Genomic DNA, 13,699 nt, shown 5'->3' on the forward strand with positions numbered 1-13,699 from the left:
GTGAGAGTAGGGAACTGCCAGGCATCAAATTTAGCGTGCTGATATGGCTCAGTTGGTAGAGCGCACCCTTGGTAAGGGTGAGGTCCCCAGTTCGACTCTGGGTATCAGCACCACTTTATACTTAGGTTAAAGTTCGGCAAGAAGTAAAAGAATTTGTCTGGCGGCTTTAGCGCGGTGGTCCCACCTGACCCCATGCCGAACTCAGAAGTGAAACGCCGTAGCGCCGATGGTAGTGTGGGGTCTCCCCATGTGAGAGTAGGGAACTGCCAGACATCAAACAAGTGAAGAGGCCATCCGAAAGGATGGCCTTTTTGCGTTATGATTCTCGTGAAAACGGTAGGCCCGGTAAGCGCAGCACCACCGGGCAAAAAAAGCAGATTAATGAATCACCTGCGACAGGAATGCTCGCGTACGTTCTGACTTCGGATGTGCAAAGAACTCATCCGGCGGCGCCTGCTCAACAATCTCCCCACGGTCCATAAAGATCACCCGGTCGGCTACAGTTCGCGCAAAACCCATCTCATGCGTCACGCACAGCATGGTCATGCCGGATTGTGCCAACCCAATCATGGTATCCAGAACCTCCTTCACCATTTCCGGATCGAGAGCTGATGTCGGTTCATCAAACAGCATAATTTTCGGTTTCATACACAAAGAACGGGCGATAGCCACACGCTGCTGCTGGCCACCCGATATCTGGCCAGGGAACTTATTCGCATGCTCTGCGATACGTACACGCTCCAGGTAGTGCATTGCCAGCGCCTCGGCTTCCTTTTTCGGCATCTTCCGTACCCAAATCGGTGCAAGCGTACAGTTCTGCAGAACGGTCAGGTGCGGAAACAGATTAAAGTGCTGAAAGACCATTCCCACTTCCTGACGCACGCGTTCGATATTGCGGATATCTTCATTCAGCTCGATACCATCAACCACGATGCGTCCTTGCTGATGCTCTTCAAGATGGTTTATGCAGCGAATGGTTGTGGATTTCCCGGAGCCGGAAGGGCCGCACAGGACAATGCGTTCGCCCTGCTTGACCTTGAGATTAATGTCCTTCAGGACATGAAACTGTCCGTACCATTTGTTCACGTTTTCCAGCGTAATCATCGCGTCGGCGGGTGTCATAGTTATTTGGCTCATATTTTCCTCAGTGCGGTGTACGCCCGGTGTTAAAGCGCTTTTCCAGATGCTGGCTGTAGCGCGACATGCTAAAACAAAAGATCCAGTAGATCAGGGCAGCAAAGACATATCCTTCGGTGGACATACCCAGCCAGACAGGGTCAACGGTTGCCTGCTGCACGCTGCTAAAGAGATCGAACAACCCGATGATGATCACCAGGCTGGTATCCTTGAAGAGGGCAATGATCGTGTTGACCAGACCCGGGATGACCAGCTTGAGTGCCTGGGGAAGAATGACCAGCCCCTGCGTTTTCCAGTAGCCGAGCGCCAGTGATTCTGCCGCTTCGTACTGGCCTTTAGGCAACGCCTGCAGACCACCGCGCACAACTTCTGCAACATAGGCGGACTGGAAGAGAATTACCCCGACCAGGGCACGGATCAGTTTGTCGATCGTTGTGCCTTCAGCCATAAACAGCGGCAGCATGACCGACGACATAAACAGGACGGTGATAAGCGGTACGCCGCGCCAGAACTCAATGAAGATAACGGAGAGCACGCGGACGATCGGCATTTTTGAACGTCGCCCCAGGGCAAGTAAAATCCCCCACGGCAGAGCACCGGCTATCCCCACTGATGCGATAATCAACGTCAGCGTCAGCCCGCCCCACTGGCGTGTTTCAACGCGTTCCAACCCCAGAAAACCGCCATACAGCAGCACCCAGACAATAATCGGATAAACCACCGCCCAGACGGCAATATAACGTCCACGGTGAGGCAGCTTTTTCCAGAACATGACTGCGACAGAGAGCAGGCCGATAACCAGCGCCAGATTAATCCGCCAGCGCTGTTCATGCGGATACAACCCATACATGAACTGACCGAAGCGTTCATGGATAAACACCCAGCAGGCACCGGCTTTTGTACAATCTGCCCGGGTTGAACCGACCCAGTTGGCCTGTAAAAACGCCCAGTTCAGCAGGGGAGGAATCAACTCCCACATGAGCCACAGACAGACAATCGTCAGCAGGCTGTTACTCCAGCTGGAGAACAGATTCTTGCGCGCCCAGAGAATGAAACGTCTACCTGTCGAGTTGGCAGGGCGCGAGGAGTGCGACAGTATCGCTTTTGTCATCATAAATCCTTAGCGCTCGACCAGTGCTATACGACGGTTATAGAGGTTCATCAGCAGTGAAATTACCAGGCTGATGATGAGATAGACAGACATGGTGATGGCGATGGTTTCAATGGCTTGTCCGGTCTGGTTAAGCACGGTTCCGGCGAAGAGTGACACCATATCGGGATAACCAATGGCAGCGGCCAGCGACGAGTTTTTGACAATATTAAGATACTGGCTGGTCAGCGGCGGAATGATGACCCGTAAAGCCTGCGGGATGATGACCTGGCGAAGCGTCACGGTATGCGGTAATCCCAGTGAGCGTGCCGCCTCGTGCTGTCCGTGCGGGACGGCCTGGATCCCGGCACGGATAATCTCGGCAATAAACGCGGACGTATAAATCGACAGCGCCAATGTCAGAGCTGCCAGTTCGGGAATTAATACCATCCCGCCCTGAAAGTTGAAGCCCCGCAGATGGGGAATGTCCCAGTGCAGTGCGGCCCCAAACAGCCAGTGAGCCACCAGCGGCAGGCTAACGAACAGGACGACAGCCGTCGGCCAGGTTCTGCGAAGCTGGCCGGTTTTGATCTGATGCGTGCGGTTAAAACGGAATACCCCAACAGTGAGAGCAAGCGCGATCGCAATCGCGCCGATAAAAGCGTACAGTCCTTCGCCCGGCAGAGGAGAAGGAATGGATAGCCCACGGTTGCTCAGGAAGAAAAGCTCAAACGCGTCGACGGCCTGACGGGGGCCGGGTAGGTTACGCAATACGGCAAAATACCAGAAGAAGATCTGCAGGAGCGGGGGGATATTGCGGAACGTTTCAATATAAACAGTCGACAGCTTCCGCAGGAGCCAGTTTTCAGAAAGACGCGCCAGACCAATAAAGAAGCCCAGTATCGACGCGAAGACGATACAAAGCGCCGATACCAGCAGCGTATTCAGTAAACCGACCACGAACACGCGTCCATACGTGTCACCTTCCTGGTAATCAATAAGATGCTGAACAATGCCAAATCCCGCGCTGCGATCTAAAAACGCGAAACCGGAGGTAATGCCGCGATTATTCAGGTTGGTGATGGTGTTATGGATGAGATACACGGCGATGAGAACAACCGCAACAATAGCAATAATCTGGAATAGCCAGGCGCGGACCGCGGGATGAGAAAAGGATAGCGATCCTTTTACGGCTGAGCGGCGATGGGACATAAAGAAACCTCAGTAACCATGACTCTGGAGTGGGCACTGCCGGAGCAGTGCCCGTTACAGCTATGACTTAACGTACTGGTGGTGCGTACTGAATACCGCCGTTGTTCCAGAGATTGTTCTGGCCGCGTTTGATCTTCAGCGGGCTTTCCGATCCCACGTTGCGTTCAAAGATCTCAGAGTAGTTGCCCACCTGTTTGATGATGTTGTAGGCCCACTTGTTATCCAGCTTCAGATCCTTGCCGAAATCACCTTCTGTACCCAGCAGGTGTGCCATATCCGGGTTGGATGGTTTAGCCGCTTTCTCATCCACGTTTTTCGAGTTGATACCCATCTCTTCTGCGTTCAGCATGGCAAACAGCGTCCAGCGAACAATGGAGAACCAGTCTTCATCGCCACGACGTACCACTGGTCCGAGAGGTTCTTTGGAGATCACTTCAGGCAGAACAATCCATTCTGCAGGATTGCTCAGCTTAATGCGTAAGGCATACAGCTGTGACTGGTCAGAGGCCAGCGTGTCGCAACGGCCGGATTCCAGCGCTTTGGCCGACTCATCCGAGCGGTCGAATGTCACTGGCGTGTATTTCATGTTATTTGCTTTGAAATAATCGGCGACGTTCAGCTCGGTATCGGTGCCCGCCTGAATACAAACGGTGGCGCCATCCAGCTCTTTGGCGCTTTTCAGGCCCGCTTTATTGTGGGTCAGGAAGCCGATACCGTCATAATAGGTCACGCCCGTGAATGACATCCCCATCCCTGCGTCGCGGGAGGAAGTCCAGGTGGTATTACGGGAGAGCATGTCAACCTCACCGGACTGCAGCGCCGTAAAGCGTTCTTTCGCCGTCAGCGGGGTATATTTTACTTTGCTGTCATCACCAAAAACGGCGGCAGCAACGCCACGGCAGACGTCCACATCGATACCGGTAAATTTGCCGTTCGCATCGGCATAAGAGAAGCCAGGCAAACCGTCACTGATACCGCATTGAACAAAACCTTTCTTTTTAACGGCATCCAGTGTCGTTCCCGCATGGGCTTGACCGGCTACGGCAAACATCATGCCTGCAGCGGCCAGGCTGGCTATCATCGTCTTTTTCATAATGCATCCTGTGTGGCGAAATTTATCGTTATAGAGGCGTTTTTAAACGCTTTACCTGTCTGTGGCGTTGGCCAACGTTTATAAAGCAAACGTAATGCCAGTTTTGCGTTCGACAAAATAAGAGATGAGTGAACGCTTAATGCTGAGTGTAGACAGGCTTAAATAAAACGAGCGCCCTGAAACGGTGCGAAATTACAACCTGTGCCACAAATTGGAGCAAAAGTTTTGAGTCGCGTCAGGAAAAAGACAAGATAGTTTCCAGCGTGAATATTGGCAGGGTAGTCAATAATATTAATGTGTGAAAATCATCACAATAGAACCGGTAATTTAAATGAGTATACGAAAAAGATGTGACTGGTTTCAGGATGAAATGAACAGCGCGAATAAATACGGGGCTATTTTTTTACTTATTTGAAAATAGTGCACTGATTAAAAGCAAAAGCGCGGCCAGAGCCGCGCTTTCTTAACAGCTGTTACTTCGTCAGGGCAACAATACCCAGCGTCAAACCTGCCACTGCGGCAGCACCGCCGGCGATAGCACCCGCAGTTTCCCAGTTATCCTGGGTGGTGCCTTTCATGCAGGTATTGGTATGAACCAGTCGGCCCTGGTCGTCGTAAACCGGTACACATGGAGAGTCGTGCGCGCAACCAGCAAGCAGCGCAGCGAGTAGTGCAACGGAAATGAATCTTTTCATGATGTTACCTCAATATTATTTCTCGTCCGCTATAAAGCCAGGAGGGCAATTAACGAACTGGAGGTTATTTTACCACCGGGGTAAGTCCGCGTTACACGAGGAATAATCTCAAATTATGTAGTTTGTAAAAATCGTGGAGAAAAGTCGGTTTCAGGACGAATTAATGGAGATATTATGAAGCTGCAAGAGAGTATTTTTACTTAATGCAAATCATCGTATTTTTAACATTAGTTTTGCTTAATGCCTAATTCATTGTTTATGTTAAAAATAAAAAAGGCACGCGAGGTGCCTTTTTAGGGAAATGTTAATCTTTATGACGGGTAAAGCGTCGACGGACCACCACAAAGAAGACGGGTACGAAGAAAATCGCCAGCAGCGTTGCGGAAAGCATTCCCCCCATCACGCCCGTACCGACGGCGTTTTGCGCACCGCTCCCGGCTCCGGAGCTGATCACCAGCGGCATGACGCCCAATATAAAGGCCAGAGACGTCATCAGGATCGGTCGAAGGCGCATCCTTGACGCTTCAAGCGTGGCCTCAATGATGCCTTTACCCTCTTTCTCCATCAGGTCCTTAGCAAATTCGACGATCAGGATGGCGTTTTTCGCTGACAGACCAATCGTGGTCAGCAGGCCGACCTGGAAATAGACGTCATTGTTTAACCCGCGCAGCGAGGCTGCGAGAAGCGCCCCGATGACCCCCAACGGCACAACCAGCATGACGGAGAACGGAATGGACCAGCTTTCATACAGCGCCGCCAGACACAGGAACACCACGATCAGTGAGATGGCGTACAGTGCAGGCGCCTGGTTACCCGAAAGTCGCTCCTGGTAAGACATTCCCGTCCAGTCATAACCGATGCCGGAAGGCAGTTTTGCCGCGAGGCTTTCCATCATAGCCATGGCTTCGCCGGTACTTTTACCCGGGGCTGATTCGCCGAGGATCTCCATCGAAGGCATTCCGTTATAGCGCTCCAGACGAGGTGAACCGTAAACCCAGTGAGCGTTGCTAAAGGCTGAGAACGGCACCATTTCCCCGTTCGCACTGCGCACGTAAAGGTTGTTAATATCTCCTGGCAACATACGGAATTTCGCGTCGGCCTGTACATAGACTTTTTTCACGCGGCCATGATCGATAAAGTCATTCACATAGGTGCCCCCTAAGGCCGTCGAAATCGTCTGGTTGACGTCAGAAAGACTGACGCCCAGCGCTTGTGCTTTCTCCTGATCGACATCCAGTTTGAACTGAGGCGTATCTTCAAGACCGTTTGGACGTACGCGCACCAGCAGGTCAGGATGCTCTTTCACCATGCCGAGCAGCTGGTTACGCGCCTGCGTCAGCTGGGTATGCCCCAGGTTTGCCTGATCGATAAGTTCAAAGTCGAAGCCCGTTGCGGTACCTAACTCAATAATAGCGGGCAGGTTAAACGGGAATACAAGGCCGTCTTTAATCTGACTGAAAGCTTTTGTCGCGCGACCCACAATGGCTTCAACGCCATTTTCCGCCCCAGGACGCTCTTCCCAGGGCTTCAGGCTGATGAAGGCAATACCGGAGTTCTGACCCTGGCCGCTAAAGCTAAAGCCGTTTACGGTAAAGACGGATTCAACATTTGCTTTCTCTTTGTTCAGGTAGTAGTCCTGAACCTGGTCGAGAACCTGCTGAGTACGCGTCTGGGTTGCCCCCGCCGGGAGCTGAACCATTGTCATAAACACCCCCTGATCCTCTTCGGGGAGGAAGGAGGTCGGTAAGCGCAGGAAGAGCACCGCCATTCCACCGACAATAATGACGTACACCAACAGATAGCGTCCGGTCTTGCGCAAGATACCGCTCACGCTGTTACTGTAGTGCTCAACGCTCTTATCAAAGAGCGCATTAAACCAGCCGAAGAAACCCCCTTTTTTGTCATGATGATCCGCTGATACAGGCTTAAGCAACGTTGCACAGAGCGCTGGCGTCAGGATTAGCGCAACCAGTACTGACAATGCCATAGCGGAAACGATAGTTAGCGAGAACTGGCGATAGATCGCCCCCGTCGAGCCGCCAAAAAAGGCCATCGGGATAAAGACCGCCGAGAGCACCATGGCGATCCCCACCAGTGCCCCCTGGATCTGTCCCATCGATTTCTGCGTAGCCTCTTTCGGCGGCAGCTTGTCCTCGACCATGACGCGTTCAACGTTCTCAACGACCACGATAGCGTCATCAACCAGCAGACCTATCGCCAGCACCATGCCGAACATTGTCAGGGTATTGATGGAGAAACCGAACGCCGCCAGAACCGCGAAGGTACCCAGCAGAACGACCGGAACCGCGATAGTCGGGATGAGCGTTGCCCGCAGGTTTTGCAGGAACAAGTACATAACCAGGAAGACGAGAATAATCGCTTCAAACAGGGTCTTCACCACTTCGTGGATGGAGATTTTCACAAACGGTGTGGTGTCATAGGGGTAGACGACTTTTAGCCCCTGCGGGAAGAACGGCTGCAGTTGTGCCAGCTTGCTCTTGATGGCTGCCGCTGTATCCAGCGCATTTGCCCCGGTTGCCAGCTTAATCCCCAGGCCGGTTGCCGCCTGCCCGTTGATTTTTGTCACCATGTTGTAGTTTTCGCCACCCAGCTCAATGCGAGCCACATCCTTCAGATGCACCATCGAGCCGTCCTGGTTCACCTTGAGCGTCACGCGGCCAAACTCTTCCGGTGATTTCAGGCGGGTTTGCGCGATGATCGAGGCATTCAGCTGCTGTCCTGGGATGGATGGCGTCCCGCCCAACTGGCCTGCCGCTATCTGGTCGTTCTGCGTTTTCAGCTGGTTGATAATATCCAGCGGCGTCAGCTGGTATTTGTTCATCGCATTGCTGTCGAGCCAGATACGCATCGCATATTGGGCGCCGAACAGCTGCACGTCACCGACACCAGACGTTCGGCTGATGGCATCTTTGACGTTCGAGGCAACATAGTCGGAGATGTCATTCTGCGTGAGGTTTTTGTTGTCTGAAACAAAACCGGCGACCAGCAGGAAGCTACTGCTGGACTTCTCAACGCCAATCCCTTGCTGCTGCACCTCTTGCGGCAGCAGCGGCATGGCGAGCTGTAGCTTGTTCTGCACCTGCACCTGGGCGATGTCCGGATCGGTTCCGGACTCGAAGGTCAGGGTGATGGTGACGTTACCCGCTGAATCGCTGGTGGAGGACATATACATCAGGTTATCGATACCGTTCATGTTCTGTTCGATAACCTGGGTCACGGTATCCTGCACCGTTTGAGCATCTGCTCCCGGGTAGGTCGCGGATATCGCCACGGCGGGAGGCGCAATGGTCGGATACTGTGCGACGGGAAGTTTGAGAATGGCTAGCCCACCAGCAATCATCAAAATGATGGCAAGTACCCAGGCGAAAACCGGTCTCTGAATAAAGAAATTAGCCATGTCGTCGTCCCTTAACTGGCTGGAGCGGTGGTGGTATCAGGCGTGGCGACGACGGTTACGCCCGGTCTGACCTTTTGTAGCCCGCTAACAATCACGCGGTCACCGTTTTTCAGCCCTTCCGTCACCAGCCAGCGGTCGCCAATCGCCTGAGGCGCAACGACGGTGCGAGACTCAACCTGATTTTTATCGTTCACCACCATCACGGTGGCATCGCCTCGCGGCGTACGAGTCACGCCTTGCTGGGGAACCAGAATCGCATCCGGCTGCGTACCTTCATCAATCCGGGCGCGAACGAACATACCCGGTAACAGCAGATGTTGAGGATTCGGGAAAATGGCGCGCAGGGTAATCGAGCCGGTACTTTGATCCACCGTGACGTCTGAGAACTGCAATGTGCCTTTCAGCGGATAGGGCTGCCCGTTCTCCATCAGTAGCTCAACGCTGCTGGCGGTATCGCCTTTTTGCAGGCTCGTCTGCTTCAGGCGCAAAAAATCATTACTGGACTGGGTGACATCGACATACATCGGATCAAGCTGCTGAACCGTTGCCAGCGCCGCTGCCTGCCCGTTGGTGACCAGCGCCCCTTCCGTTACGCTGGATTTGCCGATGCGACCATCAACGGGCGATGTCACTTTGGTATAGGCAAGGTTGATGCGCGCGCTTTCAACGCCCGCTTTGGCGGCGACGACGCTGGCGTCTGCCTGCTGGGCCGTGGCCACGGCCTGGTCATACTCCTGCTTGCTGACATACTGTGTACCGACCAGCGGGAGATAACGTTTCACCGTCAGGTGAGCAATATTGGCCGCCGCCTGGGCCTTCGCCAGCTCGCCTTTGGCGTTGTCGTAAGCCGCCTGATAGGTTGCAGGATCAATCTGGTAAAGCGAATCTCCAGCTTTTACATCGCTGCCCTCCGTGAAGTTGCGACGCAGGATAATACCGCTAACCTGCGGACGAACCTCTGCAACGCGGAACGCATCTGTTCTGCCCGGGAGTTCAGTGGTGACAGCCAGCGGTGCGCTTTTCACAATATGCACAGTGACCTGGGGAGCCTGCGGATGTTGTTGTTGGTTTTCCTGGCCATCGCATCCTGAGAGCAGCACAGCGCAGACAATGAAACCGGCTAAGGGTAAGCGTCTGAAATGATTCGTCATTACTGTTCCTTTAAATACCCGGTAACCGATATTTAGCGTGAATCGGTAGCAGGGGCAGCGGGATAAAAAAATAAAATGTAGTTGCGTATAATAATGAGGGTATTTAATGTTTTTTAATTTATAAGTGCGAATGGCAAGGTCTGAGCAGAAAAATCAGAATCAGACTCGGTTTATTTCTCTGTCTTCTTCCGGCAAGCTAATCAGTTAAATAGCGCTTAATGTGCCTCATTTATTCATGGCATGAATTTAAACTTAAATATGTATTTAGCTAAACTATAAATTAAGAAGATTGACTTTTTTTGTGCAAAACTAAAACGGGAATTGGTGAATACTTTCGTTCTCCTGACCTGTGTTACGTATAAACTTTGTGAGTAGCGAGTCGTTGTCTATGGCGCGGAAAAAGAAAGAAGAAGCTCAACAAACCCGGCAGCAGTTGATTGAGGCGGCTATCGGGCAGTTTGCGACGCGTGGCGTAGCCAACACCACGCTGACGGACATCGCGGATGCTGCAAATGTGACGCGCGGTGCAATCTATTGGCACTTCACCAGTAAAGCTGAAATATTTAATGCCATCTGGGAGCAGCAATTACCGCTTCGCGACATTATTCGCGACAGGCTTTCCCTTTCCGAAGGTGATGATCCATTGTTAATACTTCGTGAGCAATTTATTACTGCGTTGCAGTATATTGCGCGTGAGCCTCGACAATGCGCACTTTTACAAATTTTGTATCATAAATGTGAATTTAGCAGTGACATGATTTCAGAGAGAGACATCAGAAAACGGATTGGATTCAATTATGACACGCTGCGTGCCTCGCTGGAGGCCTGTATTTCACGTAACATCATTTCGCCAAAGGTAAATGTTGATCTGACCTTGATCGTATTCCACGGATTTTTTAGCGGAATAATTAAAAACTGGTTAATGAATAACGAAAGTTTCAATCTTTATCAGCAGGCGCCCGCCCTGGTTGATAGCATTCTGGCGACACTCCCTGTCATTCGCGTATCGCCTCATGATGATGCTTACAGCCCTGCGCCAGGTAGCATCTCCCCTCGCGCACAAAGCGCCTCTATGGTTTGCGCGCTGACGGGTTTACCTAACAGATAACCCTGAAGGGTGTTGCAGCCCAACTCGGTCAAAAAGGCCTGCTGTGCTTCGGTTTCTACGCCTTCAGCCACGACTTTCAGATTGAGTGTTTTGGCGAGGGCTACAATCGCGGAGACAATGGTGGCATCCTCGCTTTCTCCGCTGAGCTCTTTCACGAACGCCCTGTCGATTTTCAATTCACAGGCAGGTAAGCGCTTGAGGTACAGCAGGCTTGAATAGCCGGTGCCAAAATCATCAATGGAGGCCTTGACGCCCGCTTCCGTCAGCTCTGTCAGCACCCGTACACTTTCATCCGGGTTGCTCATGGCCGTGGTTTCCGTCACCTCCAGGATCAACATTTCTGGTGGCACATGATGAAGTGCCAGGCTGTTGAGAACCGTGTTGACCAGCGAAGGCTGTTCAAACTGCAGCGTCGACAGGTTTACCGCCATTGACCAGCTTTGATGTCCCTGAAGATGCCATTCACGCAGCTGGCGACAGGCTTCATTAATTACCCAGTTGCCGATAGGGATAATCAGCCCCGTTTTTTCCGCCAGCGGCAGGAAAAGGTCCGGGGTCAGTAACCCCTGCTTAGGATGCTGCCAGCGCAATAACGCCTCAAATCCAAGGAGAGGGCCGGCGGGGGCGTGAAATTTTGGCTGATACAGCAGGCGGAGCTCATTGCGATCGATCGCCATCCACAGATCGTTCATTAACTGAAGGTGGGTCTGCGCCAGCGTATTCATCGAGGGCTGGAAAAAGTGGTAACCGTTCCGGCCCATATGCTTGGTATGGTACATCGCCGCATCGGCGTTTAACATGAGCTCACGTTCGGTTTTGCCGTCGTGAGGATACAGCGCGATCCCAATGCTGAGGGTAACCATCAGTTCATAGTGGTCGAGGTTGAACGGGCTATCGATCGCGCGCACCAGCGAATTCGCCAGCGATGCCGCATCGTCCGGGCCTTCCCCCTCAGCCAGCAGAACAAACTCATCACCGCCGATACGTGCCAGGGTGAACTGGCCCTTCAGGAGATGCAGCAGGCGCTCCGTTACGGCAATCAGCAGCTTGTCACCGACATCATGGCCGTAAGCGTCATTGATGGCTTTAAAGCCGTCAAGATCCATGAACATCAGGGCAAAATGGGTCCCCTCGCGATCGGCTTTGCTGATGGCCTGATCGAGTCGGTCTTCCAGCAGGATACGGTTGGGCAGCCGCGTCAGGGTATCGTGCAGGGCCAGCTGTGCGAGTTCCCGGTTAGCTTCCGCAAGGGACGAGGCCAGAAGGGCGGTACGCGCCTGAAGGCGGGCGTCCAGCATTGATACCAACAGGGTAATCCCAAGAATAGAGAGCGCGACAACGCTCACCAGCACCGCCAGCCAGCTCCCGTTAATACCCTCATGGTGAACCATTGTGGACATCGGAAACTGTGCGGCTTTCATCCCGGCGTAGTGCATCCCGGCAATGGCTATGCCCATGGTGATGGCGGCACCCGTGCGCATCAGCACGACCTGCGCGGCGTCGTGACGCAGGCGGAAGGTCAGCCACAATGCAGCGAGTGAAGCGGCAAGCGCAATGGCGACCGAAATGGCCACCCAGACCTTATCCCAGATAATCCCGGGCATCACTTCCAGCGCAGCCATGCCGGTGTAATGCATGGCAACAATACCGCTTCCCATCACCAGCGCACCGGGCAGCAGACGGCGCAAGCGTAATTGATCGCAGCTCACGAGCCAGAGCGCGAACAGTGACGACCCGACGGCGATGACCATGGATAACACCGTCAGGCTGGCGTTGTAGCTCATGCTCATGGAGAGATCCATCGCCAGCATGCCGATAAAATGCATGGCCCACACGCCGATGCCCATTGCAATACCGCCGCCAGCCAGCCAGACGCGGGCAGCGACACCCTCACTCCCGGCGACACGTGCCGCCATATTCAGTGCGGTATACGCGGCAAGGATGGCAACAACAAAGGAGAGGACAACAAGGATATGGTTGTATTGGCTGACCAGCATGGACGGTTCTACTCGAGTGTGGGGTTACGCTAGAGCGGTTGAGAAGGGCGAGACATTATCACCGTCGGGTAATGGCTCAAAGGGATTTAAATCCCCGTTTTTAGTGGGTAATCACGGGGAGTTTGCGCAATCAGGCGGCTAGTCGAGCTCTGAACAGTTTACGAGTTTCAGGGGATTCACGGAGTTCATATTGCGACACTTATCGGTTTCGGTGCTCATCAGTTCAATCCACTGCATCAGAAGTGCATCGAAAATCAAAACGGAGATTGCAAAGACAACCAGCCACCAGTATTTACGAATCATTGTGTCATTCCGCGAGAAGAGCGCCAGTAAAGTGGGGGAAATATACACCAAAAGCGGCGGTTTTAAAGCGGGATAAGCGAAGGTTTACAAAGCGTTGACGGAGTGAAGCAGGGAATAAAAAAGGCGCTTCCCCATGCCGAAGAGCGCCTTTTTAAACAAGCATTTAACTGATTAGTATCAGTTCATGCCGTATTTTTTCAGTTTCTTACGCAGAGTACCACGGTTGATACCCATCATCAGCGCAGCGCGGGTTTGGTTACCGCGGGTGTATTGCATCACCATGTCCAACAGTGGCTGTTCAACTTCAGCCAGTACCAGCTCATACAGGTCATTAACATCCTGACCGTTTAGTTGAGCAAAATAGTTCTTCAGTGCCTGTTTAACCGAGTCACGCAGGGGCTTTTGAGTTACCTGATCCTGAGAGTTAACGGTAGAAACGGTCAGTACGTCAGAATTTACGCGTTGTTCGAACATAGTTCTGTCAGCTCTTTATTT

Annotated in this window: 11 protein-coding genes, 1 tRNA gene and 1 rRNA gene; 3 read left to right on the plus strand and 10 right to left on the minus strand. The window is 52.7% G+C overall.

Going from position 1 to position 13,699, the window contains the following annotated elements:
- Positions 1 to 37 precede the first annotated feature (37 nt).
- Positions 38 to 113: transfer RNA gene (locus HMPREF3143_RS02590), tRNA-Thr, on the plus strand.
- A gap of 43 nt (positions 114 to 156) precedes the next feature.
- Positions 157 to 272 (plus strand): 5S ribosomal RNA (gene rrf / locus HMPREF3143_RS02595).
- A 106-nt stretch (positions 273 to 378) separates the two neighbouring features.
- Here the strand turns inward: rrf and HMPREF3143_RS02600 are convergent.
- From HMPREF3143_RS02600 to HMPREF3143_RS02630, 7 genes are all read right to left on the minus strand, one after another.
- Positions 379 to 1,137 (minus strand): amino acid ABC transporter ATP-binding protein, encoded by a 759-nt coding sequence (locus HMPREF3143_RS02600; RefSeq protein WP_014171880.1) that lies wholly within the window; start codon positions 1,135 to 1,137, stop codon positions 379 to 381.
- A 7-nt stretch (positions 1,138 to 1,144) separates the two neighbouring features.
- Entirely contained in the window at positions 1,145 to 2,248 is a 1,104-nt protein-coding gene (locus HMPREF3143_RS02605; protein WP_070531654.1) for an amino acid ABC transporter permease, read from the minus strand.
- A 9-nt stretch (positions 2,249 to 2,257) separates the two neighbouring features.
- Positions 2,258 to 3,439, minus strand: coding sequence for an amino acid ABC transporter permease (locus tag HMPREF3143_RS02610; protein WP_070531658.1), 1,182 nt, complete (start codon positions 3,437 to 3,439; stop codon positions 2,258 to 2,260).
- Positions 3,440 to 3,506: 67 nt separating this feature from the next.
- The gene (locus HMPREF3143_RS02615) at positions 3,507 to 4,532 is read right to left on the minus strand and encodes an amino acid ABC transporter substrate-binding protein (protein WP_047071242.1); all 1,026 of its coding nucleotides are present in this window, start codon (positions 4,530 to 4,532) and stop codon (positions 3,507 to 3,509) included.
- A 473-nt stretch (positions 4,533 to 5,005) separates the two neighbouring features.
- Positions 5,006 to 5,227 (minus strand): lipoprotein, encoded by a 222-nt coding sequence (locus HMPREF3143_RS02620; RefSeq protein WP_008502867.1) that lies wholly within the window; start codon positions 5,225 to 5,227, stop codon positions 5,006 to 5,008.
- A gap of 304 nt (positions 5,228 to 5,531) precedes the next feature.
- A complete protein-coding gene (locus HMPREF3143_RS02625; protein WP_070531665.1) occupies positions 5,532 to 8,645 on the minus strand; it encodes an efflux RND transporter permease subunit in 3,114 nt (1,037 codons plus the stop codon).
- Positions 8,646 to 8,656: 11 nt separating this feature from the next.
- The gene (locus tag HMPREF3143_RS02630) at positions 8,657 to 9,796 is read right to left on the minus strand and encodes an efflux RND transporter periplasmic adaptor subunit (protein ID WP_045372042.1); all 1,140 of its coding nucleotides are present in this window, start codon (positions 9,794 to 9,796) and stop codon (positions 8,657 to 8,659) included.
- Between the two features lie 388 nt (positions 9,797 to 10,184).
- On the opposite strand from HMPREF3143_RS02630, the gene envR reads away from it, so the two are divergent.
- Positions 10,185 to 10,904: an acrEF/envCD operon transcriptional regulator gene (gene envR / locus HMPREF3143_RS02635; RefSeq protein WP_008502864.1), complete on the plus strand. Its 720-nt coding sequence runs from the start codon at positions 10,185 to 10,187 to the stop codon at positions 10,902 to 10,904.
- Here the strand turns inward: envR and HMPREF3143_RS02640 are convergent.
- The 3 genes from HMPREF3143_RS02640 to fis all read right to left on the minus strand — a co-directional run bounded on the left by HMPREF3143_RS02640 (position 10,820) and on the right by fis (position 13,678).
- Positions 10,820 to 12,901: a putative bifunctional diguanylate cyclase/phosphodiesterase gene (locus tag HMPREF3143_RS02640; RefSeq protein ID WP_070531667.1), complete on the minus strand. Its 2,082-nt coding sequence runs from the start codon at positions 12,899 to 12,901 to the stop codon at positions 10,820 to 10,822. The two genes, envR and HMPREF3143_RS02640, sit on opposite strands and share 85 nt — an antisense overlap.
- 138 nt (positions 12,902 to 13,039) lie before the next feature.
- A complete protein-coding gene (locus HMPREF3143_RS02645) occupies positions 13,040 to 13,204 on the minus strand; it encodes a DUF2556 family protein (RefSeq protein ID WP_008502862.1) in 165 nt (54 codons plus the stop codon).
- Between the two features lie 177 nt (positions 13,205 to 13,381).
- Positions 13,382 to 13,678: a DNA-binding transcriptional regulator Fis gene (gene fis / locus HMPREF3143_RS02650; protein ID WP_000462905.1), complete on the minus strand. Its 297-nt coding sequence runs from the start codon at positions 13,676 to 13,678 to the stop codon at positions 13,382 to 13,384.
- Positions 13,679 to 13,699 lie beyond the last annotated feature (21 nt).

This window comes from Enterobacter sp. HMSC16D10, from assembly GCF_001807145.1.
Classification (GTDB): domain Bacteria; phylum Pseudomonadota; class Gammaproteobacteria; order Enterobacterales; family Enterobacteriaceae; genus Enterobacter; species Enterobacter roggenkampii.

What these genes read in the sequence shown, in the direction of transcription:
- HMPREF3143_RS02600 (WP_014171880.1), bottom strand. Translation starts at nt 1,137, where the DNA reads ATGAGCCAAATAACTATGACACCCGCCGACGCGATGATTACGCTGGAA.
- HMPREF3143_RS02605 (WP_070531654.1), bottom strand. Translation starts at nt 2,248, where the DNA reads ATGACAAAAGCGATACTGTCGCACTCCTCGCGCCCTGCCAACTCGACA.
- HMPREF3143_RS02610 (WP_070531658.1), bottom strand. Translation starts at nt 3,439, where the DNA reads ATGTCCCATCGCCGCTCAGCCGTAAAAGGATCGCTATCCTTTTCTCAT.
- HMPREF3143_RS02615 (WP_047071242.1), bottom strand. Translation starts at nt 4,532, where the DNA reads ATGAAAAAGACGATGATAGCCAGCCTGGCCGCTGCAGGCATGATGTTT.
- HMPREF3143_RS02620 (WP_008502867.1), bottom strand. Translation starts at nt 5,227, where the DNA reads ATGAAAAGATTCATTTCCGTTGCACTACTCGCTGCGCTGCTTGCTGGT.
- HMPREF3143_RS02625 (WP_070531665.1), bottom strand. Translation starts at nt 8,645, where the DNA reads ATGGCTAATTTCTTTATTCAGAGACCGGTTTTCGCCTGGGTACTTGCC.
- HMPREF3143_RS02630 (WP_045372042.1), bottom strand. Translation starts at nt 9,796, where the DNA reads ATGACGAATCATTTCAGACGCTTACCCTTAGCCGGTTTCATTGTCTGC.
- envR (WP_008502864.1), top strand. Translation starts at nt 10,185, where the DNA reads ATGGCGCGGAAAAAGAAAGAAGAAGCTCAACAAACCCGGCAGCAGTTG.
- HMPREF3143_RS02640 (WP_070531667.1), bottom strand. Translation starts at nt 12,901, where the DNA reads ATGCTGGTCAGCCAATACAACCATATCCTTGTTGTCCTCTCCTTTGTT.
- HMPREF3143_RS02645 (WP_008502862.1), bottom strand. Translation starts at nt 13,204, where the DNA reads ATGATTCGTAAATACTGGTGGCTGGTTGTCTTTGCAATCTCCGTTTTG.
- fis (WP_000462905.1), bottom strand. Translation starts at nt 13,678, where the DNA reads ATGTTCGAACAACGCGTAAATTCTGACGTACTGACCGTTTCTACCGTT.